Origin of the sequence: Planctomyces sp. SH-PL62, from assembly GCF_001610895.1 — a bacterium.
Lineage (GTDB): Bacteria > Planctomycetota > Planctomycetia > Isosphaerales > Isosphaeraceae > Paludisphaera.
Window position 1 is genome coordinate 4094666 of record NZ_CP011273.1, and the last position, 24375, is coordinate 4119040.

Consider the following 24375-nt stretch of genomic DNA (forward strand, 5'->3'; position numbering starts at 1 on the left):
CCGACTCAGTAAGCGAAGATGCCGAAAGGATAGGGGGTGAAGAACGGCCGGGTGTAGTTCTTCTTGAAGTCGAGCCACCAGATGCCGTCATCCCAGCGGAGGGTGACCGCACGCCAGTCGAGGGGGACTTCCGGGTAGGGGTAGAAGGGGCCGATGTTCGGCCAGGCCTGCCAGGGGTAGGCGGTGGGGTAGCCGACCGCCGAGAAGTTGCCCGGAGGGGCGTAGCTGGGCCAGGCGTAGTTCGGCTGGTTCTGGACCGCGCCGCCCGCGGCGCCGCCGGCCGGGCCTTCGGGGAGCGGGCCGCCGTCATTGACGAAGCCGCCGGGGCCGGCGCCGGGGCCGCTCACGACGCCTTCGCCCATGCCGACGGGGCCGCCGCCGACCACGCCGCCGTGGCCGAAGTGGCCGCCGCCGTGGCCGCCCATCGCGACCTGCTGGGGAACGTACTGGGCCGGGCGGACCGCCTGGTCGCCGACCTGAATGTGATCGACCACGCCCGTCACCCCGGCGACCCGCTGGGCGCGAGACAGGGCTTCAGACTTGATCTCGGGGCTGGCGGCGACGCCGGAGAGCGTCACCAGGCCGCCCTGGGCTTCAATCTCGATCCGGGTGGAGGCCAGCGTCCGGCTGGTCCGCAGGGCTCCCGCGACCGAGTCGGCGACCACCTGGTTCGGATTGGTCGCCTGGCCCATCGCCATCGGAGCCGTCACGGCCATGAGACCGAGCACGGCTGAAATCCGTTTCAGTCCAACCATTTTGGGCAAGTCCTTCTCCCGCATGGATCCGACTCGACCTGGGGGCGAACGGCGAGCGGGGCGTCGTTCGGGTCGGTGAACAATCCTTCGTGAAGGTCGTCGTCCAGCTCGCGAAAGCCAGCGGCGATCCAGGGGCGAGCCCCGATCATCGCGGACGTGTCGCCGAGAGGGACGGATCGAAGGACGGGCGGACCAATGATGGGAGTCAGTGAGGTGGGAGTCGCAATGCGCCAGTCCGACGATTCAGAACCTGATTCGCCGGAACTATGACGCACGGTTTGGGGGCGGTCAAACGGCGGGCGAAAAAAAAACGGGGCCGTGTGGCCCCGGGAGTGTCAAGTTGTTGGTGTCGTGAAACTTACGTTGCGGAAAAAAGCCCCGGAATCAGGCCGCCTTGGGCTCGACGAGGTTGCGCGTCGGGCTGACGGCATCGATATTGCTGTTTCCCATGGTCATGCCGATCAGGATGAGCGTCATGGTTCCACCGGCGAAGATGGCGAACTCGGAGTGGTGACGACCGCAGAGGGCCCCGGAGATCCCAAGGCCGAAGAGGGACAGGATCACGCCGATCCGCCCCAGCCCATACCAGGCGGAGCGATAGGGGGTGAGGCGGTGGAGACAGAGCGAGAGGGCTCCACAAGTCTGAAAGAACATGACCAGCATCTCGAACACGCCGCTAAAATTGAGATGAGAGACGGACATGGCCTGACAGGCTCCTTCCTTGGTTCCTGTTTCGGGTCGTCAGTGAGTTGGCGGATTCTGTCGGATGTGAGGGCTCGGCGAAGTATGCGTCCTGCTCCTAGAGCACTCGCCGTACCAAACGGCCCGGACCGTCGATTCAGGTGGAGATGGGGCGGGTGCAAGTCGGAAACTTGAGGAAAAATCGGCCCGTCGCCGAAAATTTCGGCGCGGGCCTTGGTGTTTTTACACGAACCGTCTCAAAATTCTTGCAGAAAGCTCCAGTCGGCCGCCTCGCGTGACGAAGCGACCGACGGGAGGCGGCGGTCAGCGTCGTCGTCCCCCGCGGGCGGGCGCGTTCTTGAATTCGGTGGGACCCGAGACGTCCAGAACCCCCCAACCCTTCTTCTCCCTTCGGACGGTGACGGTCCGCTGGAGCCAGCCGCCGTCCTTGAGCGTCTTCCGGATGGTGACGCCCTGCCGTCCGGTGCTCTTGACCTGGTTGTCCCCGGCGTCGACGAAGCCTTCGAGCTTGGTCGCGAGGTCGTCGAGTTCGGCGTCGGAGATGCTCTGGTCGATGATCCGGGAGAAGAACTCGCGGTACTTGCCCCCCTCATCGGTGCTGGCGCGAAGCGCCGTGGCCTCGGAGAGACGCTCGCGATCCTTCTGCTTGAGAGCATAAAGAAAGGCTTTCACGGCGCCGTGGGCCGAGGTGGTGTCGCCGGGGTCGTTCGCCCCGGGGCCGCCGCTGCCGCCCAGGCCGAGCGCGCCGGGGATTCCCGACGAACCCTCCTCACCCCCGAGAAACCCCGGCCCTCGCTCGCCGCCACGTCCGCCCAGTCCGCCTGGAGGCGTCATCAGGTCGCCGGCGCCGGGTTGGGGCCCGAGCTCGGCGCCCGGGAAAGCTCCCGGCGTCGAGCCGGGTGCGGAGTCCGTTTCGGCGGGGGCCGACGGGGGAGACGCCGCGCCGGTCGCGAGGGCCAGCAAGTCGGCGGTGTCCGATTTGGTCGCGGCGGCCTGGACGTCGGCAGGCGGCGTCGTCTCGACGGCCGCCGAGGGCTGACCGGCCGCCGGGGGCTGACCCGCCGGCGGCGGGGCGGCGGGTTCGGCGATCGCCTCGCCTGCCGGCGGCGGCGGCGCTTCGGCCGCGATGGGCTCGGGCGCGGTCGGCTCGGCCGGTCCGTCCCCGGCGTCTTCGGTCGCGGCCAGTTCGTCGGAGCCGGGATCGGGGACGTCTCCCCCGCCGCACCCCGCAAGGCCGAAGGCCAGAATCCCCGATAGTCCGAGGCCGTACAGCCAGGTGTTCGAAGGTCTCATCGAGTCCCGCCCTCCCCACTCGCGTCGACGAACCCGACCGGACGTCGCGTCGCGGCCCGGCCGCGCGCCCCGCCCGTTCCCGTGATTTGAAGATCCGACTAATGCCACCCTCGATTATGATCTCCTCCACGGCCGCCGAAAAGGGGGCGATCCCCTTTCCCCCGCGGGGGCGGATTCGTGGCGGATTTTCGACATGTTTTCATGCCGAAACTATTTGACGCGTCGCCCGGACCCCGCCCCTTGCCTGGCCGCCGGGCGCGGGATAGACTGGAGTTGCGCCTTCATCAGACATCGCGCGCCGCCTCGACCCGAGACCCAATCGCCATGCACCCACAACAACGCACCATCCTGCTGGTCGACGACGACCATGAGATCGTCGAATCGATGCGCACGATCCTGGAGAACCGGGGTTATCGCATCCTCGTCGCCCGCGACGGCAACTCCGGCCTGATGGTGGCCGAGCGCGAGAACCCGGACCTGCTGATCCTCGACATGATGATGCCCAAGAAGAGCGGCTTCCTCGTGCTGGAGAAGCTCCGCAGCCGTCCCGGCGGGCTCATCCCCACGATCATGATCACGGGCAACGAGGGGAGCCGGCACCGGGCTTACGCCGAGATGCTGGGGGTCCGCGACTACATCCGCAAGCCGTTCGCGATGGAGAAGCTCGTCCGATCCATCGACAAGGTCCTGGGGGTCGTCCCGCGGACCGCCGGCGGCTTCGACGACGAAGCCTGACCCCGGCGGTCGAGACGACTCAGGGGATCTCGTACCCCAACTCCGCGAGCACGCGGGCCAGCGCCAGCAACGGCAGGCCCGTGATCGCGGAGTGGTCGTCCGACTCGATCCGGTCGAAGAGGGCGACGCCCCCCTGCTCCAACTTGTAACTCCCCGCGCAGTCGAGCGGGCGATCGCGCGCGACGTAGCGCTCGATCGCGTTGCGGTCCAGCCTGCGCATCGTCAGCCGGGTGACGTCGGTATGCGCGAAGCGGCGGCCGGGGGCCAGCACCACCATTGCCGTGATTAATTCGTGGGTCCGGCCGGACATCGCCGAGAGCTGTTCGGCCGCCGTCGCGGCGTCGCCCGGCTTGCCGAACACGAGGCCGTCCAGCGAAACGAGCTGGTCGCAGCCGATGATTACGGCGTCGGGCGCACTCGCCCGGACGCTCTCCGCCTTGCACGCGGCGAGCGCCTCCGCCAGGCCGCGGGGGGCGAGGCCCGCGCTCGCAAGGGTCGCCTCGTCGAACGGCGGGGCGACCCCTCGGAATGGGACGCCCAGCCGTTCCAGGAGCGCCCTGCGGTAGGGTGACGTGCTGGCCAGGATCAGGTCGGGCGTCCGGTCTTCACTCATGTCGCGCCCCTCGCCCCGCGCGGGGGCTTGCTTCGGATCAGATTCGGAGGGTGGCGAGCAATTCCTCCGGCGGGAGGAAGTAGCCGAAGTAGAAGTCGCCGAAGAGGGCGTACTTCGCGGAGCTTACGTCGAACCGCATGGTGTAGACGATGTCCTTGAGGAAGAGCGGATTCCGCGCCCAGAGGGTGACGCCCCATTCCCAATCGTCCAGGCCGGTCGACGCAGTAATGACCTGGCTGACCTTCCCCGCGTAGGCCATGCCCGATCGGCCATGCTGGGCCATCAGCTCCGACCGTTCCTCGAATGGGAGGAGATACCAGTTCTGGTCTCCCTGGCGCATCTTGCTCATCGGGTAGAAGCAGAAGCAGGGCCAGTCGGGGAACTCGGGATACAGGCGGTGCTGGTTCATCGGCCCGAGCCGCTCGGCGTACGAGGAGACCTTGGCCTGGAACATCGGGCTTTCGGGGTCGAGCTTCTCGCGATCGCGGAGGATCGCGGCGTACTGCTCGGCGTCGGGGACGTACTCGGAGACCTCGGTGATCGAGTAGAACGAGTACGACGGCGTCAGCGCGGGACCCAGGGGGGAAGCGGCGAGGGCCGTCTCGACGCTATGGACCGCTTTCAGGTCGGGCCCCGCCAGCATGATCCCGAAGTCCGCCTTGTGGCCGGGGACGGCGAAGGTCTGGAGTTGCGCGACCCCCTCCGGCTTGGTCCCGAGGATCTCCACGAACGCCTCGCGGCCGAGGCGGAGGTCTTCCCGATCCAGGTCCAGCATCAGGTTGCGGTCGACGTGGTAGAACAGGTGGAGGAAGTGCCAGCCGCTCTCTGGGACGAGCGAAGCCGGGACCTGCTGGGGCGACGGCCTTCGGGCGGGGCGGGCGGCCCCGGGCTTCGCCTCTTCGGTCTCGGGAGTGGTGGTCGCGGGCGTCTCCTGATTCATGGCCGGTCCCTTGCAGTTCGCGTCTTCGTCGGGGTCAGACGCCGATTGTAGGCCGCGTCCGCCCCGGCGAGCAAGGCACGCCCCTCGCCTCAAGGCCTTGGCTCGGCCCCGGCGGACGCCTTTCTCGGGTCGGTGGGGTGGCAGTGCTTGCAAGGGGTCAGCCCCCCGGCTTCGGCGGCTTCCGGCGTCCCGATCTCGATGCGGTTCTCCTCGGAGATCTGACGGACGGCCGGGCAGGCGGCCTTGTGATACATCGCGCTGTTGCGGTTTCCGATGAGTACGGCCTTGCCGTCGATCGCGGGGCGGAGCAGCGATTTCAACTTCAAGGCGACTGGTCCGACCGGGGCCGGGGCCTCGCTCCTGGAATCGGTCGAGGCGTCGAGGAGGCGGCTCGGCGAGGCCGGCGGTTGGGACCGTGAGCCGTTGACCCGCATTCCCGCGAAATAGCCCAGGAAGAGGGCGGCGGTCAGCACGGCCGCCCCGGCGACGAGCGCGAGGCCCATCGACTTGCGTCGCGTCGGGCTGCTCGGCCGGTCGCCTTCCTGGAGCCAGGCGTTGAGTTCGTCGGCGAGGGCTCGGGCGGTCGGGAAGCGGTCTTCGGGCCGGTCTGCGGTCGCCCGCCGGCAGATGCGGACGAGGCCCGGGGGGACGGTTGCATCGACGTCGTTCCAGTCCTCGGCGGGGGGCGGGGCGTCCATCCTGGAGGAGCCGTTGGGGGGAGTCCGGATGGTGGTGGTGGTGCGAGGTCGGCGGCCGGCCAGGGCTTCGAAGAGGACCACGCCCAGGCTGAACACGTCGCTGCGCTCGTCGACCTGCCGGCTGAACCCCAGGGCTTGCTCGGGGCTCATGTAGGCCGGGGTGCCTAGGACGGCCCCGTCGTGGGTGAGGCTGGAATCGAGGTCGGCGCGGCGGGCCAGGCCGAAGTCGATGAGTCGGGGCCGCATCGAGGCGTCGACGAGGATGTTGGCCGGCTTGATGTCGCGATGGACCACCCCGTGCTTGTGGGCGTAGTCGACCGCCTCGGCGAGGTCGCGGATCAGCCGGGCGGCGACGGCGGGGGCGATGGGCTGATGATCGAAGAACCACCAGAGCGGCTTGCCGCTGACCTGCTGGTAGGCCACCCAGCATCGGCCCCGGTCGAACCCGGAGTCGTAGACCGCCACGATGTTGGGGTGGTCGAGTCGGGCGGCGGCGCGGGCCTCGCGGAAGAACCGCTCCATCACGCGGTCGCTGGGGTTGGGCTGACGGAGGACCTTGAGCGCGACGTCGCGGTCGAGCCGGGGGTCGTAGGCCAGGAAGACCTCGCCGAAGCCCCCGTCGCCCAGGCGGTCGCGGAGCTGGAACCGGTTCAGCACCCCCAGCGAGCCTCGGGTCCAGGTCGCGATCCACTCGGAGGTCGACTCCCGGTCCATCCGGGCGGTCTCGCCGACGGAGGTGAGGGAGTCGGGATCGACCGACGGCCCGCTGCTGAGGCCTTGCCGACTATCCATCGCCTGACCGCAGTAGGGGCAGGATCCGCTCGGCGGAGGCTGGACGTCGTCGTCGATCTCGACGCTCCGCAAGCAACCCCGGCAGACGATCCGAACCGGAGGCTTCATATCCCGGACTCCTTGGAACTCGGCTCGATCTCGCTCGATGAACCTTCGCTGAGGCATCCCACCTGCGACGGATACGGGAAGTGGGTTTGGCCGCCACTTTCCTGAAGATAACCTAAGCGATCGCCGTCGGGGGGCGAACTCAGGGGTCGCAAACGCCTGGCTGGGGTCACTGCGATGATTCCGAACACGAATCGAGCTAGGGGGTTGAGTCAAGAATCGACGGTATGGGAGGTCTCTCGTCGCGAGAGCCTCGCCCGCCGTGAGTTCGAGTCGAACGGCTCGCAACGGCGTGGTCGAGGTTCCACATCGACGTCGATCTTAGACCACGCAATCTAGATTCGTGGCTACCAGGCATCATGTGACTCTGATTTCTAATAAAACGTGAGCCGTTGCTCGAGCGAAGCAACGAAAAGAGCCGGCGCCCTGGGCGGGAAGCCCGGGACGCCGGCTCGTTAGTGGGACGCGGTCGCGTCGGATACGATCAGTGGGTCATCGAAGCCCCGGTCGCCGGGTTGACCGGGAGCACGGCCGGGGGGGCGTCGACGGCCGGGGGGCCGGCGCACCGTCGGAGGTGGTCCTTGTCGATGTAGACGACCTCGACCTTGTGGTCGACGTGGTTGAACGGGATCGGGTAGTCGGCCCAGTAGAGTTCGTCGTAGTACACCGTGCACTTGTAGTGGCAGTGGACGAGCTGGCAGGGCCCGGCGAGGGGGTAGACCTTGCAGGGGTCGACCTTCTCGCCGATCTTCTCGATCAGGAACCGGACGTTGTTCCGCTGGGTCTCATAGAAGACCGGCGAGCCGTTCTTGAATTTGGGCACCTTGTCCCAGACCTCCTCCTCGCTCGGGGGGTCCAGGCAGGCTGCGGGGGCGAAGTCGCCCGGGATCGGGTCGAGGATGGGGACGCGTCCCTGGGTCTCCTCGCGGGCCATGTCGGCCTCGAGCCGTTGCGACTGCGACGCGAAGATCGGCCAGGCGAACGACCAACCGGTCGGATGCAGAGGCGCGATGTTGCGGAAGACGTACGATAGGCCGCAGCCGACGTGGGTGGTGCACAGTGCGGCTGTAAGGACACCCATCGCAAGGCCGCGAACCCAGCGCGGGGTCTTATGGCTCAGGTGCCGCGCGGATCGGAACATGGTCTTATCCCCTCCTTGGGAACGTGCGCGAACACGCCGACGGGCGTTCCAGCCTCGTCGACCTCGTGGCGCCGGGATCGCTATCCTGTTCGAGTGGAGACGACCGATCGTTCCGGCGACTTCCTGAACGCGACCGGTCCATGTGATCTAGTTATCGTTCGCGGGCTGCATGGTCTGTTAGGAATTTCCGGTTTCCCCGGTTGGAATCCCCCGACCCTCGGCCGCCCGCAAGCGATCGACCATCTCACGCCTTACAACCCGGATCATCGGCCGTTTCGCCCCCAAACTTGGATCGTTCCACCTCCGCGGCGGCAGATCCCGTCACGCGGTCCCGCGCCGGAGGGCCTCCACGATCGCGTCGACGTCGTACACGCAGCCCCCCCAGACGCCTCCCGAGGCCGTCTGGAGGGCGGCCCAGAGCCGGACGTCGTCGGGGAGGTCGGGATCGGGAGAGAGCATGGGATGCGGCGACCGGCCGGCGAGGATCCGGCCCCCCTGCTCCGCGCCGACCTCGATCCCCTCGGCGCCGACCATGTCGACCGTCCCTTCGAGCCGGACGCGATCGACCACGATCCGGATCAGGTCGCCGTCGCGGACCTTGCCGAGCGGCCCCCCCGCGAGGGCTTCCGGGCTGATGTGGCCGATGCAGGCGCCGGTCGACACGCCCGAGAACCGGGCGTCGGTCAGGACCGCGACCTCCTTCCCGAACGGCAGGTGCTTCAGGGCCGACGTCACCTGGTAGATTTCCTCCATCCCGGCCCCGACCGGCCCCCGGCCGATGAGGACGATCACGTCGCCGGCGCGGATCGGGACCTCGGCCTGGCCCTTGATCGCCGCCACGGCGTCGTGCTCGCGGGTGAAGACCCGCGCCGGGCCGAGCTTCCGGTAGACGCCGTCGGCATCGACCACGCTCGGGTCGATGGCCGTGCTCTTGATGACCGACCCGTGCGGGGCGAGGTTGCCGCGCGGGAAGGTCACGGTGCTGGTGAGCCCGCGCTCGCGGGCCCGCGACGGGCTCATCACCACGTCCTCGGGATCGACTCCGTCTTCCTGGTAGAGCCGATCTCGCGAGCGCTTCCGGCGCTCGCTGGTCTCCCACCAGTTGAGCAGCCGCCCCAGGGTGGTCCCCGAGGCGGTGAAGACCGACTCGTCGAGCAGGGCGAGTTCGCGAAGGTGAAGCATCACCTCCGGGACTCCCCCCGCCAGGAAGGCGCGGACGGTTGGGTGCGGGGTCGGCCCGTTGGGGAGCACGCTCACCAGCCGGGGGACGCGGATGTTGATCTCGTGCCAGTCGACGACGTCGGGGCGTCGCAGGCCCGCCGCGTGGGCGATGGCGGGGATGTGCAGCAGCAGGTTCGTCGATCCGCCGAACGCCGCGTGGACGATCATGGCGTTGCGGATCGCCGCGTCGGTCAGGATCCGGCGGGACGCCAGCCCGTGGCGGGCGAGCCCCACCAGGGCGCGGGCCGACCGCCGGGCCATGTCGCTCCAGACCGGCTGGCCCGACGGCGCGAGGGCCGAGTGCGGCAGCGACATCCCGAGCGCCTCGCCGACGACCTGGGCCGTCGCCGCCGTCCCCAGGAACTGGCAGCCCCCGCCGGGGCTCGCGCAGGCCCGACACCCCATGTCGGCGGCGGTCTGCAGGTCGATCTCGCCGTGGGCGTACCGCGCCCCGATCGTCTGGATCTTGCCGGCGTCCTCGCCCTCGCGAGGCGGGAGCGTGACCCCGCCGGGGACCAGCACAGACGGCAGCCGAGGCACGCCCGCCAGCGCCAGCATCATCGCCGGCAACCCCTTGTCGCAGGTGGCGACCCCGAGCACCCCCTTGCGCAAGGGGAGCGACCGGATCAGCCGGCGGAAGACGATCGCCGCGTCGTTGCGATAGGGGAGACTGTCCATCATCCCCGTGGTCCCCTGCGAGCGGCCGTCGCAAGGGTCCGAGACCATCGCCGCGAACGGGACCGCCCCCAGCCGCTTCAGCTCCTCGGCCGCCGCCTTGACCAGCAGGCCGATCTCCCAGTGCCCGGTGTGATACCCCAGCGCGATCGGCGAGCCGTCCTCGGCGCGGAGTCCCCCCTGCGTGCTCAGGATCAGGTATGGGTCGCGCGTGGTTTCCGAGGGCGTCCAGCCCATGCCGGCGTTCTGGGAGAGGCCGAAGAGGTCGCCGGAAGGCCAGAGCCGGAGCATCTCGTCGGTCAAGGGGAGCGAACCGGTCGGCCCCTCGGACTTCGTGGCCACGCCGTCCCAGTCGACGTCCGGCGACTCGACCACGTCCCGCCAATCCCGATTTTCCGAGCCCACTTCGATCGACATGCCACGTCCTCTCGCGGGAGAATTCCGGCGCACCGCTGCGCCCGGATTCATCATGGCCGACCGGTCGAGGTCGTCACAACCCCGCCGATTCGTCGGCTTCGGCCCCGCCTTTGCTGCCTTCCGTGGCGCGGGGCCGTCGAGATCGGCCGCCCCATCCTCGCGATCGGACCCCTAGCTTCCCCACCACTGAGGAGGACGGATCATGGAACGTCGGGAACTTCTGGCGCTGCTGGGCGTCGGCGCGGCCGGACTGCTGACGACCGGCTCGGCGAGGGCAGGCGACGACGACAAGGATGAAAAGCACAAGGAGCATCACGCCCACATGAAGACGATGGGCGAATGCGCGCTGATCTGCAACATGACCTCAGCCCACTGCCTGGCCGAAGCGGCCAAGGAGGACTGCAAGCATCGCGACGTCCACATCAAAGCCGCCGCGATGACCAACGACTGCCAGACGTTCTGCGTCCAGGCCGTCACCCTGATGGCCCGTCACAGCCCGCTGGCCGCCTACGCCCACAAGGCCTGCGCCGACGCCTGCCGCGACTGCGCCGAGGCGTGCGCCAAGGGGGGCGACGACGAGATGATGAAGAAATGCGCCGAGATCTGCCGCGAGTGCGAGAAGGCGTGCCGCGCCTGTTGCGAGAAGCCCGCAGCCGCGACCACTTGACGCCCCACGCCTCGCCGCGCCCCCTCGCTTCGGATCACATCAAAGCAGTTCCCGAGGGGGCGCGGCCGCTTCGACGAGCCGGAGCGGACGGCCGTCGGGGGTCTGGTACTTGTGCTCAGGGTCGATCCCGAGCTTCGTGTAGATGACGTGCGCCAGATCGGACGGCGTGACGGGGCTTTCGACGGGGGAGTCCCCCTTGGCGTCGGTGCGTCCCAGGACCAGCCCGGCGGGGGTCCCGGCGCCGGCGAGGAGGATGCTGTTGGCCCGGCCGTGGTGGTCGCGGCCGGCGTTGGCGTTGATCTTCGGCGTGCGGCCGAACTCGCCCATCATCACGACGAGGGTGTCGTCGAGGAGCCCGCGCTCCGCCAGGTCGACGATCAGGGCGGCGAGCCCTTGATCGAGGGCCGGGGCCAGCGTGTCCCGGATCGTCGGGAAGTTCTGCGCGTGGGTGTCCCAGCCCAGGGGACCGGGGCCTCGGTCGTTGACCGTGACGAACGCCACGCCGGCCTCGATCAGCCGTCGGGCGAGGAGGCACGACTGGCCGAAGGGGTTTCGCCCGTAGCGTTCCCGGACCTCGGGCGTCTCGTCCGCCAGCCGGAACGCGGCCTGGGCGGCGTTGGAGGTCATCAGCGAATACGCCTGGTCCGCGAACTGGTCCCGGCTCGACGTGAGGGGCGTCGGCGGCACGTCGCGCGCGAAGTCGTCGAGGCTCTTGACCATCGCGCGGCGTCGGAGCAGCCGATCGAGCGTCAGCCGATCCGGCGGCGCCAGGTTGCTGACGCGAAACCCCTCCTGGTTGGGATCGCCGCCGACGGCGAAGGGGTCGTGGGCGGGGGAGAGGTAGCCGCTCAGGGACGACGACGGCGGGTCCGGGACGGCGACGTAGGGCGGCATGAGCCCCCGGCTGGATTCGCGCCACTTCGAGACGACGCTGCCGTAGCTCGGGTAGACTTGCGCCGGCGTGGGCCGGTAGCCCGTCAGCAGGTGATGCGAGGCCCGATCGTGGTCGGCCTCGGGCGAGGTCATGCTGCGGATCAGGGTGACCCGGTCGAGGATCTTCGCGAGGTTGGGCAGGACCTCGCTGACCTGGACGCCGGGGATCGGCGTCGCGATCGGCTTGAATTCGCCCCGGACGTCGGCGGGCGCGTCGGGCTTGGGGTCGAACGTGTCGAGATGCGACGCCCCCCCCGCCAGCCAGATCAGGATGCAGTTCCCGGCCGCCGCTCCGGGCGCGGCCTGCGCGCCGAGGGCGCGGAGGCGGAGGCCCTCGCCGAGTCCCAGCCCCAGGAAGCCGAGCACGCCGGCTTTCAGGACCGCACGCCGCGAGGGACCCGGGCAGGCGATGAGTCGCGTCTGGGACGGCATGGCGGGGCTCCCCGATCGACGGTCGAAGGATCAATGGTTGAACGCGAATTCACGCGAGTTGAGCAACGCCCAGAACAGGTCCTCGGCCGCCTCCCGGAGCGTCCCGGCCTGCTTCAGCTCGGCCGACCACCGCGAGGACTCCTCGGGGGTCGGCGGCCGGCAGAGGGTGCGGAAGTAGAGGTTCTCCACCAGCTCCTCCGGCTCCAGATCCAACGCCAGGGCTGCGGCGAGGTAGCCGTTGAGGTTCGCCACCTTGCTGTCGACCACGTCGCCGCCGATCAGCAGGAGCGACTGCCTGAGGCTGAGCGGCGGCGTCTGGACCGAGGCGCAGGCGGTGGTCCGGGGGCATCGCCCGAAGGCGTCGAGGATCGCGCTCGCCACGCCGGGGTCGGTCACGCGGATGGCCCGACGGGTCGGCGAGGCGCCCGGAAATCGGTTGGGGACGTCGGTCGCCTGGGCCAGCGCGTCGGCCATCTGGTGCGCGGAAAGAGGCCGGGGCGACTGGTGCGAGAACCAGCGGGCGTCCTTCTCGTTGCCGGTTACCGGCGCCGACGAAAGTCCGTACGCTTGCGAGGCGGCCACCGTGCGGATCAGTTCGCGGAGGTCGAACTTCGTCGCCACGAACCGCGCGGCCAGGGCGTCGAGCAACTCCGGATGGACCGGCGGGTTCGACCGGCTCATGTCGTCCGGCGGGTCGACCAGCCCCTTGCCGAAAAGCTGGGCCCAGACCCAGTTCGCCGTCGCACGAGCGAAGTAGGGGTTCTCGGGCGAGGTGATCCAGGCCGCGAGCGCGACCCGAGGATCGGCGTCCTCGGCGATCGTCGTCGCGCGGCCGTCGAGCAGCCGCGGGGGGACCGGTTCGCCGGTTCGAAGGTGCTTCACCTCGCCCTGAGGGTCGACGCCGATCTCGACCCGGCTCGACATCATCCCCCCCATCCCGCGCCCCGTCTGCTTGACCTTGGCGAAGAAGGCGGCGAATCCGTAGTAGTCGTCCTGGGTCCAGACGTCGAACGGATGGTCGTGGCACTGGGCGCATCGCAGCCGCAGCCCGAGGAATCGCTGGGCCGTCTGCTCGGCGGCGACGGTCGGCTCCAGGGCGTCGATCGCGTAATTGACCGGGCCGCCGGCTTCGAGGTCGTTCGGGTTCCCCAGGGCGGTCAAAAGCGTCCGAACGACGCCGTCCCAGGGCGCGTTCTCGGCCAGCCGGGCGTCGAGCCACTCCTGATAGCGGTAGGCGCCGTTCCCCTGCCTCGCCGCGCTGATCTGGAGCAGGTCGCCCAGCTTGATCCGCCAGAACTGGACGAACTCCGGGCGTTCGAGCAGCCGATCCACGAGCTTCCCCCGCTTCTCCGGGTCGGGATCGGCCAGGAATCGTCGGATCTCCTCGGGCGAAGGCGGTCCCCCCGTCAGGTCGAGCGTCAGCCGTCGCAGGAACGCGGCGTCCGAGGCCGGCGGGCTGGGGGGGACCTTCAGGGTCTCCAGCCGTCGGAAGAGCGCGTCGTCGATCAGGTTCGACCTCGGCAAGCTCGCGAAGTCGAAGGCCAGGTCCGGGTTCAACGGGGAGGAGAGTCGGACGGTCTCGACCAGGGTTCCGAGACGGACGACCAGGTCGGCCTCGCCGCGACGGAGCAATTCGGCCCGACCCTGGGGGTCGACGACCGCCGTGGAGTCGTCGAGCGATTTGAACACGGCCTGCCGGGTCGCGTCGCGACGGCGGCCGTCGGCGTATTCGGCGACGACCCGAAGCTGACGGACGCCGGGCCCGGACATCGCGGAGGCGGGGGGCTCGATGGTCAGTTTCACGAGCGCCGCGGCGGGCTCGCCGAGCGAGCGGGGCGCCCCGGCCCGGATCCAGGCGACGAGCGTCTCGTAGTCGGACGAACCGACGCTCAGGCGACGACCGCCGCCGTGGGGGGCCTCGCCGGTCGCCTTCAGGACGACGAGGCTCCGCTCGGGGGCGATGGGGGCGATCCGCCGCTGAGCGGCTCCGCGAGTGATGGCCAGGAAATCGGCGTCGGGGTCGTAGCCGTAGAGGGAGAGGGGGAAGCCGCTCTGGCCTTCGGCCCGACCGTGGCAATTTCCCGTGTTGCAGCCGCCCTTCGTGAGGATCGGCTCCACGTCTCGGGCGAAGTCCCAGGAACGACCAGCCCGGGGCTCGACGACGACGCGGGCGCGGGACTCGACCCCGTCCGCCGAGGCGACGACCTCGACCGTTCCGGCGACGAGCGGCCGGACGTAGCCCCCGGCGTCGACCGTCGCGATTCCGGCGGGTTCGACGCGCCAGGAAAGGCCGGACGGGGCGTCTCGGGCGGTGGAATCGGCCCGGAACTCGGTCGCCAGTAGTTGCAGGCCCGGGGCGTCGCCCGCTATCGTGAAGGTGGTCGGGTCGATCTGGATCGTCCGCGACGCCGGTGCGGCGACCGTTTCAGCGGGCCGAGACGGCGGTCGGCCGGTCTCGACGACCGGCGGCGCTGATCGTCCGCAACCGACGTGGGCGGCCAGCACGCAGGTCGCTATCATGGAACCGACCCGTCGGCGGGGCATGGGGCTCGTCTCCTTCTCCCGTCGCGAACCGACGTTGGACGTCCTTTTGACAAACGTCGGATGTATTGTATCGTACGCAAACGCAACGGCAAACGGAAAAACCGAAGACGTCGGCCCGCACGACCAGCGGGAGGCGAGGGGAACACCGACCATGGGCAAGGGCGACAGGCGGAGCAAGCGGGGCAAGGTTTTCCGGGGCACTTTCGGCAAGAAGCGGCCCAAGGCGGAGACGCTGAGGAAGGCCAAGGCGGCGGCGGTGGCCGCCGACGCCACGACCGCGGCGGCCCCGGCTCAGGGCTGAACCGATTCGGATCGATCGCGTGCGTCCGGTCGCGGGGCCGATCCTCGCCGCCGGACGCACGCGCGTCCATCCGTTCGTTCGTCGCGGTTCGGGTTGCGTGCCGCCTTCGATTTTGTTCCAGTCGAAGGGGACAGGGACGGCAACCAGGACGATGATCGAGGATCATGAGCCATGGCCAAATTGCGCTTGCTCAAGACCGGACACGGCGACCTGACGCTCGCCGAATGGGACAAGCAGCGGCCCGAGACCGTCGAGGCCGCCGCCGCGCAGTTCGCGGAACACGTCACTCCCGGCCGCATGGCCTTCCGGCTCGACGGGCCGGGCCAGACCCGCCTCATCCGCCAGTTCGACGCCACGGCTCCCGAGATCCTCATCGTCCCCGCCGTGCAGGGAGGCTGAGAAGCTCTCGCGATGATTCGCACCGGATACCTGCGCTGGGAGATCGACGTCGACGACGTCCGTTGCCCCACCGATCCCTACGCCCGCGAGGTGGTTTTCCTCGCCCGGCCCACGCATCGGGTCGTCCGCGTCCGGACCACCAACCACGCCGACGCCGCCGCACGCTTCGTCCGCGGCGAGGCCGCCTATGACAGCGTGCTCAAGACGTTCGACGCCAAGCGGGGTGAGGTCGACCTGACCATCCCCGACGTCGGCCCCCGTCGATTCCGATACTCCGAGTCCGACCGGCTGAAGCTGCTGCGGTACTGGATGGAGAAGGTCCAGCGCGAGGCCGCCTCGTTCGCCCACGAGGTCGTCGCCACGGCCTCCTCGTTCACGCAACTCGTCATCGCCAGCCAGGCGCTCCGTTCCGGCTACGCCAAGCTCGTCGAGAACGAGGTTTTTCGGGTCATCGAAGGCAAGAGCCAGGGCCAGCCGACCTCGGACGAGCCGATTCGGATCGACGCCGCCGATTATCAGCAAGGGGTGCCCGAACTGGTCGCCGCCGAGCTGGTGCGCGACGTGGTCGAGCCCAAGGAATTCCACGAGTTCTGCCAGTTCGACTGCCTGACCGTCCGCAACGGCGACAAGTATTACCGAATACCGCGCCGGCCTCACGGGCTCATCGAGGTCTGGGACGCCACGACCAAGGCCGCCATCTGCCGCCTCTGCGTCGTGTTCCAGGACCCCGGCATGCCCCCCTCCGACGAGGTGGTCATGAAATACCTCCTCGCCAAGCATCAGCCCGACCAACTCTGGCAGACCGGCGTCCGCTTCGCCCCTCCCAAGGGCCGGTTCGAGGTCACGCCCCCCCGGCGCTGGTCCACCGACTGATCGCGACGTCCGGATGTCTTCGAAATGAAGAGGCGTGGGGGATTTCGCCCCCACACGCCTGGGATCGGGTCGGTCGACGAGGGTCAGGGCTCAGCGAACGGTCTTCTGGGCGTCCCGCGAGGCCTGCGGGGACGGCGCCGGTGCCGGCGCCGCCGGGGCGACGGGAGCGGGCGCAGGGACCGTCACCGGGACGAGCACCTGCCGACAGACGGGGACCTGGCGGGCGACCCGCCGCTGCTGAATCTGGTAGGTCGTCACCGGGACGGTCTCTGGCACTTGCACCGCGACCTGGCGAGTGAGGTTCTCGGTCACCTGCTTCGTCCGTTGCTGGTACGTGGTGACGGGGACGGTCTCCGGGACCTGGACGGCGACCTGCCGGGTGACGTTTTCGGTCACCTGCTTCGACTTCTGCTGATAAGTGGTGACGGGGACGGTCTCCGGGACCTGGACGGCGACCTGGCGGGTGACGTTCTCGGTCACCTGCCGGGACTGCTGGCGATAGGACGTCACGGGGACGGTCTCGGGGATCTGGACGGCGACCTGCCGGGTCACGTTCTCGGTGACGAACCGCCGCTGCTGCTGGTAGACCGTGACGGGGACGGTGACCGGCACCTTGACGCCGACCTGCTGGGTCGTGTTCTCGGTGACCTGCTTGTAATGGGTCGTGGGGACGGTCTGGGTCCGCTGCTCGGTCGTGTAGACGGTCCTGGTGACGGGGACGGTCTCGCTGACCTGCGAGGCCTGCATGGTGGTCACCGGAACCTCGATCGTGCGGACCTCCTGGCTCGGCGCGTCCTCGGTGACGCTGACCGGCACCATCTCGGTCGTCGTCCTGGGGACCTGGACGACGTTCTGGACTGGGACCGTCCTGGTACGCGTCTGGGGGATGTAGGTCGTCTCCGGGATGAGACGGACGATGGGCCGGGAGACGTAGACCTGCTGGGTTGTATAGGAGACCTGGCAGCCGTCGACCGTCGCGGCGGACGCGTTGTTCAGGACGCCGGCGAAAAGTCCCGCGCCGCCGTGGCCGCCGCAGTGGCCGCAGCCCCCGCCCCGACTCAGCCGATGGCCGCACTTGTGGCCGCAGCCGTGACCGCCGCCGAGGACCGTTCCGATCGAGTTGCCGCAGGGATCGACGGCCGGGGCCGAGGTGTAGACCGGGACCGTCCGGCACTCATAGCCCCCCTGCTCCTCGACCACCCGCCGGTTGGTCGTGACCGGGACGTTCTCGGTGTAGCACTGGTTGACGTAGCTCGTCATGACCTCCTGGGTCATCACCGTCTTCGTCTGCGGCTGCATGATCGTCCTGGTGACGGGCTTCATGACCGTCACGAACTGCTGCTGCTTCTGCATCGTCGTGACCGGGTTGTAGACGGTCCGGGTCACAGTCTCGTTGACGGTCTCCTGCTTGGGCGTGCTCACTGTGTAAGTCTGCTGGATGTTGACGGTCTCCGGGACCGTCCGGACGACGGGGACGGTCTGGGTGCGAAGCTCGGTGCGGTACTGGGTCTGGTTGACCGTGACCGGCACGTTCTCGACGACCATCCGAGTGTTGGGGACGGTCTCGGTCCGGTACTCGGTACGGAACTGGGTCTGGTTGACCGTGACGGGGACGCTCTCGACGATCGTTCGGGTGGTTGGGACGGTCTCGGAGCGGTACTCGGTCTTGTACCGGGTCTCGTTGGTCGTGACCGGCACGCTCTCGACGATCGTCCGTGTGACCGGGACGGTCTCGGTGCGATACTCGGTTTTATACCGGGTCTGATTGGTCGTGACCGGGACGGTCTCGCACTCAATCCGTGTGACGGGGACGGTCTCGGTGCGGTACTCAGTTCGGTAGCGGGTCTGGTTGGTCGTGACCGGTACCTGGACGCACTCGACGTCGTAGACGGTCTCGTAGGTCACCTGGGTCTGGGGTGCCAGGATCGTGGTGGTCGCGGCGGCCGCCTGGCTGGTTGGGGAAGGTCCCTGGGCGGAGGCGGTCGGCTCATCGGCGGCCGTCGCCGCTCGGGCCAGGAAAAGCCCGTAGATCAAGCCCGCCACGGCGGCGCGGCGGAAAGAGGCCCGCTCGACTCTCATGCTCGTCGTCCCCCGATGCAAATTTTGGAGTGGTCGCGACTCCCTTCCATAGGCTTCAGGTCGGGAAGCTCTCCATAGTTTGCCCGAACGGCCTCAAGGCCCTGGGTCGCACGCAATTCTCATTTCGCCCAGGCCGCCTAATGATAAGCAATCCCTGAACCACGTTGTCTCTTTTCCCCAATCTAGGTCGAAAAATGGGAGGGGGGTCGGCCCGGGCGACTCATCGGATCCGGCGTCGGCGGGCGCACCCTCGGCGGGGGATGGGCTCGACCGGAGAGAACGGCCACATGCCTATGGGGTACATAACTGGATTTGCTGATCTTTGATCGTCGGGTTGAGGCGGCGGGGGAATTGCCGTAACATGAGCCGGTCTAGGCGGGTCGGACGGTACTCGGGCGGCCGTTGGGCCGGGGAGGCCGCGTGAAGCCCGCCGGTTCCGATCCCATTCGTCGAAGCTCGCGAGCGTCGTCATCCATGTCTAAAACCGAGCATGAGCGAGAGCGCAACCTGGCCGTCTTCATCGACCTGGAAAACCTGGCGATGGGGTTTCAGAGCCAGCGGAAGGTCAAGTTCGACATCCAGAAGGTGCTCGAACGGCTGGTCGAGAAGGGTAAGCTGATCGTCAAGAAGTCGTACGCCGACTGGAGCCGGTATCCGAACTACACGGCCCCGTTCCACGAGTCGGCGATCGAGCTGATCGAGATCCCCAAGCGCTCCCAGACGGGGAAGAACTCGGCCGACATCCGCCTGGTCGTCGACGCGATGGACCTCGCCTGGAGCAAGCCGCACGTCGACACGTTCGTGATCGTCTCCGGCGATTCCGACTTCTCGCCGCTGGTCTCCAAGCTGAAGGAGAACGGCAAGCACGTCATCGGCCTGGGGATGAAGGGGTCAACATCGGAGCTGCTCCGCGACAACTGCGACGAGTTCATCTACTATGAGGACCTCGAACGCCAGGAGCAGAACGAGCAGCAGCTGGCCATCGACCTGAAGGCCTATCTCCCGACCAACCTGGACGAGAAGCAGCGCGAGGTCTTCAGCCTGCTGGTCGAGGCCTGCTCGGCCCTCCGTCGCGAGAATCACGAGGTCCTCTACGCCTCGATGATCAAGGACACCATGAAGCGGAAGATGCCGTCGTTCGACGAGAGCTACTTCGGCTACCGCAGCTTCACCCATCTGCTCGAAGACGCCGACAACCTGGAGCTGGTGGATATCGAGCGCAACCCCAAGAGCGGAACCTACATGGTGACTCGCGTCAGCGGTGAGGGAGCCGACGCGGCCCGCCCGCCCTCGGCGCCTGGTGACCGGCCGTCCCCCTCCACCGCTCCCCATCGCGGTCGAGGCCGCCAGGGCTCGCATCGCTGAGACCTCGCGGCGATTTCGGGCTCCGATCCGAAGTGATTCTGGAAAGCGTCGGGGATCGATCGTCGTACTCCCCAGTGGTGATCCGCGCCGGGCGATTCGTGTCGTCGGGCGCGGTCCCTTTCCGAATTTCCGGCGTGGAAACCGCGTTGAAATCGCCAGCGAGGATCAACATGACCAGGATTCGATCGGGGGCCGTAGCGGTGATCGTCGCCGTCGCGGCCGGCGCATTCGATGTCGCCCAGGGCTCGGAAGAGAAGCCGTCGGTGGAGGCGGTGTCGGCGGTGTCGCGGTTCACGGTCGACCTGTACAGGACGCTGGCCGGAGGCGGGGACGGTGGCAACATCTTCTGCTCGCCGCTGAACGTCGCCACGGCGGTCGAGATGACGGCCGCCGGGGCCAAAGGCGAGACCGCCGAGCAGATCGCCCGGACCCTCCATCTCGACGGCCTCGGCGACGCCGCGCACGACGGCCTGGGCGGCCTGGTCGACGCCGTTCGTGGGTCGTCGAAGCCACGGCCCGAGGGTGAGGCGGAAGACCGCTCGACCGGGCTCTGGACGGCCAACGCGGGCTGGTTCGACGGGAGCGAGAAGATCCTTCCGGACTTCACGGCGCGGCTCGAACGCTCCTACCGGGCCGAGCCCCACCTCGTCGATTTCGCCCATTCCCCCGACGCCGCTCGCGAGACCATCAACCGCTGGGTCGCCGAACAGACCCGCGACAAGATCCGCGACCTGCTCAAGCCCGAACACGTCCGGCCCGGCACATCGTTCATCCTCACGAGCGCTATTTATTTCAAGGGCCTCTGGGCCTTCCCGTTCGCGGCCAAGGCCACGACCGACGACGAATTCCGGGCGGCAGGCGGCTCCGTCCCGATCAAGATGATGCACCAGACGGCGACCCGCCTCGCCTACTTCGAGGACGACGCCGTGCAGGTGGTGGCGCTGCCTTACCGGGACAGCTCGCTCGACATGCTCGTCGTCCTCCCGCGCAAGGTCGACGGCCTCGGCGAGCTGGAAGCCGCGCTGACCGCGGAGAAGATCGACGCCTGGTCCTCGGGCCTGCGCCCCGGCCGCGTGAGAATGAGCCTCCCCCGGTTCAAGTCGACGGCCGAGTTCGACCTCAAGGAGGTCCTTTCGAAACTCGGCATGCCGTCGGCCTTCGACCCGGCCCGCGCCGACTTCTCGGGGATCACCGGCGATCGGGGCGTGTACCTTTCGGCGGTCGTCCACAAGGCGTTCGTCGAGGTTGAGGAGACCGGCACGGAGGCCGCAGCCGCGACGGCCGTCGTCGGCGTACGGAGCGCGGCGATCAGCCCCCAGCGCGAGTATCAGTTCCGCGCCGACCGTCCGTTCCTCTACCTGATCCGCGATAGGCAGGCGGGCGCGGTCCTTTTCATGGGCCGGCTCAGCCGCCCCTGAGTTCCATCGTGCTCATCGACGCGGCGATGCGCACCGTCTCCGCCTGGATCGAGACCGTGTCTTCAATGTCGCGGGCGTAGCCCCCGGCCATGGCCGTCGCCACCGGCAGCCCGGCCTCCCGGCAGGCCTCGAACACCAGGCGGTCGCGCGCGGCCAGCCCCGCGCGGCTCAGCTTCATCCGGCCCAGGCGGTCTCCGGCGAAGGGATCGGAGCCCGCCAGATAGATCGCCAGCTCGGCCTCGGACTCCTCGATGGCGGTCTCCAGGGCCGGCTCCAACGCGGCGAGATAGGCGTCGTCCTCGGTCCCGTCGTCCAGCTCGACGTCGAGGCGGCTTCTCTGCTTGCGGAGCGGATAGTTCCTCGCGCCGTGGATCGAGAACGTGTAGACCTCGGGGTCGTCGGCGAAGATCGAGGCGGTGCCATCCCCCTGGTGGACGTCGCAGTCGATGACGAGGACCCGGCGACAGAGCCCTTCGGCTTGCATCGCGCGGGCCGCGACGGCTGCGTCGTTGAACACGCAGTAGCCCGCGCCGTGGTCGCGGAAGGCGTGGTGCGTCCCCCCCGCCAGATTGACGGCGACGCAAAGGCCGCCGCGCTCGGGTCCGCATCGCGAGGCGTCCGCCAGCACGGAGCGAACCGCCGCGAGCGTCGCTCCGCAGGATCGGAGCGAACGCTCCACCAGCTCGGGCGACCACGGCAGCCCCAGCTCGCGGACCTCCGACTCGGAGAGCCGACCTGCGACGACCCGTTCGTAGTACGAGGCGTCGTGGGCGCGGAGGATTTCTTGGGGGGTGGCCGCGTCGGGGATGTGGAGCCACTCCGGCGGGACGATCCGCTCATCGAGCAGTCGCCGCCGCAGGAGGGCGTATTTGGCCAGGGGGAACGTGTGGCTGGCGGGGAGCGGGAGCGCGAACTGATCCGTGTAGAAGACGTCCATTTCGGCCCCCGCCGGATCGATCGTCCCGATCAGCGGGCGTACTTCGCCAGTTGATCCCGGGCCGCCTCATAGACCCTGTCGACGGTGAAGCCGAACTCCTTCAGGAGATCCTTGAGCGGGGCCGAGGCACCGAAGGACTTCATGCCGATCGTCGCCCCCTTGCGGCCGACGTACTTGGCCCAGCCGAAGGTCGACGCCTGCTCGACCGAGACGCGGGCCTCGACGTCGGGGGGGAAGACCTCGTCCTGATAGGCCTGGTCCTGGTCGTCGAAGAGTTCCCAGCTCGGCATGCTGACGACCCGCGCCTTGACGCCTTCGGCCTTGAGCTTCTCGAAGGCGCCGATGCAGAGCGAGACCTCGCTGCCGGTGCCGATCAGGATCACGTCGGGCTTACCGCCGTCGGCGGAGTCGGCCAGGACGTAGGCGCCCCTGGCGAGCCCGGAGGCGGGGGCGTACGTCTCGCGGTCGAGCGTGGGGATCGCCTGACGGGTCATGATCAGGGCGACCGGCTTGCGGCGGAACGGGATGATCGTCCGCCAGGCCTCGACGACCTCGTTGGCATCGCAGGGCCGGATCACGATCAGGCCCGGAATGGCGCGGAGCGACGGGAGCTGCTCGATGGGCTGGTGCGTCGGCCCGTCCTCGCCCACGCCGATCGAGTCGTGCGTGAAGACGTAGATGACGGGGAGTTCCATCAGCGCGGCGAGGCGGATCGGGGCCCGGCCGTAGTCGCTGAAGATCAGGAAGCCGGCGCCGTAGGGGCGGAGCTTGACCGTCGACATGCCGTTGAGGATCGCCCCCATGGCGTGCTCGCGGATGCCGAAGTGGAAGTTCCGCCCGGCGTAGTCGTCCGCCTCGAACGACGCGGCGTCCTTGATGAGGGTCTTGGTCGACGGCGCGAGGTCGGCCGAGCCGCCGATCAGCCAGGGGAGATTCTTGGCGACGGCGTTGAGCACCTTGCCCGAGGATTCCCGCGAGGCGACGCCCTTGGGGTCGGCGGGGAACGTGGGGAGGTCCTTGTCCCAGCCGTCCGGAAGCTGCCGGCGCTGGATCTGGTCCAGCTCCTCGGCCAGGTCCGGGTGCTTCGCCTTGTAGGCGTCCAGCTTCTTGAACCAGGCCTCGCGAAGATCTTTCCCGCGGGCGCCGATCCCGTTGCGGAAGTGCTCGTAGACGCCGTCGGGGACGAGGAACTTGGCGTCCTCGGGCCAGCCGTAGACTCTCTTGGTGAGGCGGATCTCTTCCTCGCCGAGAGGTTCGCCGTGGGCCCCGCTGGTGTCCTGCTTGTTGGGCGATCCCCAGGCGATGTGGCTGTCGACGATGATGAGGGTCGGCCGGTCGTCGCAGTGGATGAAGGCGTCGTAGGCCCGTTCGAGGAGGCGGAGGTCGTTGGCGTCGCCGACGCGGGTGACGTTCCAGCCGTAGCCCAGGAACCGCTCGGCGACGTCGTCGCCGTAGGTCAGCTCGGTGCTCCCCTCGATTGTGATCCGGTTGTCGTCGTAGATCCAGCAGAGGTTGGAGAGCTTCAGGTGGCCGGCGAGCGAGGCGGCCTCGTGCGAGATCCCCTCCATCATGTCGCCGTCGGAGCAGATGGCGTAGACGTTGAAGTCGATCAGGTCCTCGAAGCCGGGCTTGTTGTAGCGGGCTCCCAGCCAGCGTTGGGCGATCGCCATGCCGACGCTGTTCGCGACCCCCTGCCCCAGCGGGCCGGTGGTCGTCTCCACGCCCGAGGTCAGGCGGTATTCGGGATGGCCGGGGGTGTGGCTGTGGATCTGCCGGAAGTTCTTGATGTCGTCGAGCGAGACTGAGGGCTTGCCCAGGGTCTCGTAATCCTCATCGACGGCCTGGACCTCCGCCAGGTGCAGGAGCGAATACAGGAGCATCGACGCGTGGCCCGCCGAGAGCACGAAGCGGTCGCGGTTGGGCCAGATCGGCTCGGTCGGGTCGTAGCGGAGGTGCTTCTGCCAGAGGAGATACGCCACCGGCGCGAGCGCCATGGGGGTCCCGGGGTGGCCCGAATTGGCCTTCTGGACGGCGTCCATCGCAAGCGTGCGGATCGTGTCGATGCACGTCTTGTCCATCGGGTCGTCCACGGCGGTGACGGGCTGCTGATTCACGGGAGAAGACATGCCTCGGGAAACTCCTACAGACTCCGCGGCCGACGCACGACGGAGACGCTTCTCGGATCGATTCGCACGGTCCTCCCTAGACTAAGGTCCCCGGGCGGGTGACACAATGGACGTTCGCGACGGCCGGCGGACGTCCGATCGACCCTGCCCGCAATAGTGGCGCGAATCCGACGAACTTCCTCCCGACGGTCGAGATTCCCGGCCACGAAACAGA

General features: G+C 68.6%; 20 protein-coding genes. 7 read left to right on the forward strand and 13 right to left on the reverse strand.

Going from position 1 to position 24375, the window contains the following annotated elements:
• Positions 1-5: 5 nt before the first annotated feature.
• The 3 genes from VT85_RS15880 to VT85_RS15890 all read right to left on the reverse strand — a co-directional run bounded on the left by VT85_RS15880 (position 6) and on the right by VT85_RS15890 (position 2750).
• Positions 6-728: a BON domain-containing protein gene (locus VT85_RS15880; protein WP_197490785.1), complete on the reverse strand. Its 723-nt coding sequence runs from the start codon at positions 726-728 to the stop codon at positions 6-8.
• 411 nt (positions 729-1139) lie between these two features.
• Complete coding sequence (locus tag VT85_RS15885; RefSeq protein WP_068417210.1) at positions 1140-1457, reverse strand: hypothetical protein; 318 nt, start codon at positions 1455-1457, stop codon at positions 1140-1142.
• A 303-nt stretch (positions 1458-1760) separates the two neighbouring features.
• Complete coding sequence (locus VT85_RS15890; RefSeq protein ID WP_068417216.1) at positions 1761-2750, reverse strand: hypothetical protein; 990 nt, start codon at positions 2748-2750, stop codon at positions 1761-1763.
• 324 nt (positions 2751-3074) lie between these two features.
• Here VT85_RS15890 and VT85_RS15895 point away from each other — a divergent pair, with 324 nt between their 5' ends.
• A complete protein-coding gene (locus VT85_RS15895; RefSeq protein ID WP_068417221.1) occupies positions 3075-3485 on the forward strand; it encodes a PleD family two-component system response regulator in 411 nt (136 codons plus the stop codon).
• Between the two features lie 19 nt (positions 3486-3504).
• Here the strand turns inward: VT85_RS15895 and VT85_RS15900 are convergent, their stop codons facing one another.
• The 5 genes from VT85_RS15900 to VT85_RS15920 form a co-directional block, all read right to left on the reverse strand.
• A complete protein-coding gene (locus tag VT85_RS15900) occupies positions 3505-4098 on the reverse strand; it encodes a Maf family protein (protein ID WP_068417224.1) in 594 nt (197 codons plus the stop codon).
• Positions 4099-4135: 37 nt separating this feature from the next.
• Complete coding sequence (gene hemQ, locus VT85_RS15905; RefSeq protein ID WP_068417226.1) at positions 4136-5038, reverse strand: hydrogen peroxide-dependent heme synthase; 903 nt, start codon at positions 5036-5038, stop codon at positions 4136-4138.
• A gap of 89 nt (positions 5039-5127) precedes the next feature.
• A complete protein-coding gene (locus VT85_RS15910) occupies positions 5128-6636 on the reverse strand; it encodes a serine/threonine-protein kinase (protein WP_068417231.1) in 1509 nt (502 codons plus the stop codon).
• 481 nt (positions 6637-7117) lie between these two features.
• The gene (locus VT85_RS15915) at positions 7118-7774 is read right to left on the reverse strand and encodes a hypothetical protein (protein ID WP_197490786.1); all 657 of its coding nucleotides are present in this window, start codon (positions 7772-7774) and stop codon (positions 7118-7120) included.
• Positions 7775-8095: 321 nt separating this feature from the next.
• Positions 8096-10087, reverse strand: a complete 1992-nt coding sequence (locus VT85_RS15920; protein WP_068417234.1) for a YjhG/YagF family D-xylonate dehydratase — start codon at positions 10085-10087, stop codon at positions 8096-8098.
• A 202-nt stretch (positions 10088-10289) separates the two neighbouring features.
• Between VT85_RS15920 and VT85_RS15925 the strand changes: the two genes are divergently transcribed.
• Positions 10290-10754 (forward strand): hypothetical protein, encoded by a 465-nt coding sequence (locus tag VT85_RS15925; protein WP_068417237.1) that lies wholly within the window; start codon positions 10290-10292, stop codon positions 10752-10754.
• A 39-nt stretch (positions 10755-10793) separates the two neighbouring features.
• Here the strand turns inward: VT85_RS15925 and VT85_RS15930 are convergent, their stop codons facing one another.
• Positions 10794-12119 (reverse strand): DUF1501 domain-containing protein, encoded by a 1326-nt coding sequence (locus VT85_RS15930; protein ID WP_068417240.1) that lies wholly within the window; start codon positions 12117-12119, stop codon positions 10794-10796.
• 30 nt (positions 12120-12149) lie between these two features.
• Positions 12150-14663 carry a DUF1549 and DUF1553 domain-containing protein gene (locus VT85_RS15935; RefSeq protein ID WP_082858641.1) on the reverse strand — a complete coding sequence of 838 codons (2514 nt, stop codon included), beginning with the start codon at positions 14661-14663 and terminating at the stop codon, positions 12150-12152.
• A 151-nt stretch (positions 14664-14814) separates the two neighbouring features.
• Here VT85_RS15935 and VT85_RS26815 point away from each other — a divergent pair, with 151 nt between their 5' ends.
• The 3 genes from VT85_RS26815 to VT85_RS15945 all read left to right on the forward strand — a co-directional run bounded on the left by VT85_RS26815 (position 14815) and on the right by VT85_RS15945 (position 16236).
• The gene (locus VT85_RS26815; protein ID WP_082858642.1) at positions 14815-14964 is read left to right on the forward strand and encodes a 30S ribosomal protein THX; all 150 of its coding nucleotides are present in this window, start codon (positions 14815-14817) and stop codon (positions 14962-14964) included.
• A gap of 171 nt (positions 14965-15135) precedes the next feature.
• Positions 15136-15363 (forward strand): hypothetical protein, encoded by a 228-nt coding sequence (locus VT85_RS15940; RefSeq protein ID WP_068417247.1) that lies wholly within the window; start codon positions 15136-15138, stop codon positions 15361-15363.
• A 12-nt stretch (positions 15364-15375) separates the two neighbouring features.
• The gene (locus tag VT85_RS15945) at positions 15376-16236 is read left to right on the forward strand and encodes a hypothetical protein (protein WP_068417250.1); all 861 of its coding nucleotides are present in this window, start codon (positions 15376-15378) and stop codon (positions 16234-16236) included.
• 90 nt (positions 16237-16326) lie between these two features.
• On the opposite strand, the gene VT85_RS27705 is transcribed toward VT85_RS15945, so the two are convergent.
• On the reverse strand, positions 16327-18315 hold the full coding sequence (locus tag VT85_RS27705; RefSeq protein WP_068417254.1) for a hypothetical protein: 1989 nt from the start codon (positions 18313-18315) through the stop codon (positions 16327-16329).
• Between the two features lie 474 nt (positions 18316-18789).
• Here VT85_RS27705 and VT85_RS15955 point away from each other — a divergent pair, with 474 nt between their 5' ends.
• Together VT85_RS15955 and VT85_RS15960 are read left to right on the forward strand one after the other, a co-directional pair.
• Entirely contained in the window at positions 18790-19680 is an 891-nt protein-coding gene (locus VT85_RS15955; RefSeq protein ID WP_068417257.1) for an NYN domain-containing protein, read from the forward strand.
• 170 nt (positions 19681-19850) lie between these two features.
• Complete coding sequence (locus VT85_RS15960) at positions 19851-21098, forward strand: serpin family protein (RefSeq protein ID WP_156512892.1); 1248 nt, start codon at positions 19851-19853, stop codon at positions 21096-21098.
• Here VT85_RS15960 and VT85_RS15965 read toward each other — a convergent pair.
• Both VT85_RS15965 and tkt read right to left on the reverse strand, forming a co-directional pair.
• Entirely contained in the window at positions 21085-22035 is a 951-nt protein-coding gene (locus VT85_RS15965; protein ID WP_068417263.1) for a histone deacetylase, read from the reverse strand. The genes VT85_RS15960 and VT85_RS15965 overlap by 14 nt on opposite strands.
• A 29-nt stretch (positions 22036-22064) precedes the next feature.
• Positions 22065-24161: a transketolase gene (gene tkt / locus VT85_RS15970; protein WP_156512893.1), complete on the reverse strand. Its 2097-nt coding sequence runs from the start codon at positions 24159-24161 to the stop codon at positions 22065-22067.
• Positions 24162-24375 lie beyond the last annotated feature (214 nt).

Coding starts and splice junctions, on each gene's coding strand:
- VT85_RS15885 (WP_068417210.1), bottom strand. CDS start 1,457: ATGTCCGTCTCTCATCTCAATTTTAGCGGCGTGTTCGAGATGCTGGTC.
- VT85_RS15890 (WP_068417216.1), bottom strand. CDS start 2,750: ATGAGACCTTCGAACACCTGGCTGTACGGCCTCGGACTATCGGGGATT.
- VT85_RS15895 (WP_068417221.1), top strand. CDS start 3,075: ATGCACCCACAACAACGCACCATCCTGCTGGTCGACGACGACCATGAG.
- VT85_RS15900 (WP_068417224.1), bottom strand. CDS start 4,098: ATGAGTGAAGACCGGACGCCCGACCTGATCCTGGCCAGCACGTCACCC.
- hemQ (WP_068417226.1), bottom strand. CDS start 5,038: ATGAATCAGGAGACGCCCGCGACCACCACTCCCGAGACCGAAGAGGCG.
- VT85_RS15910 (WP_068417231.1), bottom strand. CDS start 6,636: ATGAAGCCTCCGGTTCGGATCGTCTGCCGGGGTTGCTTGCGGAGCGTC.
- VT85_RS15915 (WP_197490786.1), bottom strand. CDS start 7,774: ATGTTCCGATCCGCGCGGCACCTGAGCCATAAGACCCCGCGCTGGGTT.
- VT85_RS15920 (WP_068417234.1), bottom strand. CDS start 10,087: ATGTCGATCGAAGTGGGCTCGGAAAATCGGGATTGGCGGGACGTGGTC.
- VT85_RS15925 (WP_068417237.1), top strand. CDS start 10,290: ATGGAACGTCGGGAACTTCTGGCGCTGCTGGGCGTCGGCGCGGCCGGA.
- VT85_RS15930 (WP_068417240.1), bottom strand. CDS start 12,119: ATGCCGTCCCAGACGCGACTCATCGCCTGCCCGGGTCCCTCGCGGCGT.
- VT85_RS15935 (WP_082858641.1), bottom strand. CDS start 14,663: ATGCCCCGCCGACGGGTCGGTTCCATGATAGCGACCTGCGTGCTGGCC.
- VT85_RS26815 (WP_082858642.1), top strand. CDS start 14,815: ATGGGCAAGGGCGACAGGCGGAGCAAGCGGGGCAAGGTTTTCCGGGGC.
- VT85_RS15940 (WP_068417247.1), top strand. CDS start 15,136: ATGGCCAAATTGCGCTTGCTCAAGACCGGACACGGCGACCTGACGCTC.
- VT85_RS15945 (WP_068417250.1), top strand. CDS start 15,376: ATGATTCGCACCGGATACCTGCGCTGGGAGATCGACGTCGACGACGTC.
- VT85_RS27705 (WP_068417254.1), bottom strand. CDS start 18,315: ATGAGAGTCGAGCGGGCCTCTTTCCGCCGCGCCGCCGTGGCGGGCTTG.
- VT85_RS15955 (WP_068417257.1), top strand. CDS start 18,790: ATGTCTAAAACCGAGCATGAGCGAGAGCGCAACCTGGCCGTCTTCATC.
- VT85_RS15960 (WP_156512892.1), top strand. CDS start 19,851: ATGACCAGGATTCGATCGGGGGCCGTAGCGGTGATCGTCGCCGTCGCG.
- VT85_RS15965 (WP_068417263.1), bottom strand. CDS start 22,035: ATGGACGTCTTCTACACGGATCAGTTCGCGCTCCCGCTCCCCGCCAGC.
- tkt (WP_156512893.1), bottom strand. CDS start 24,161: ATGTCTTCTCCCGTGAATCAGCAGCCCGTCACCGCCGTGGACGACCCG.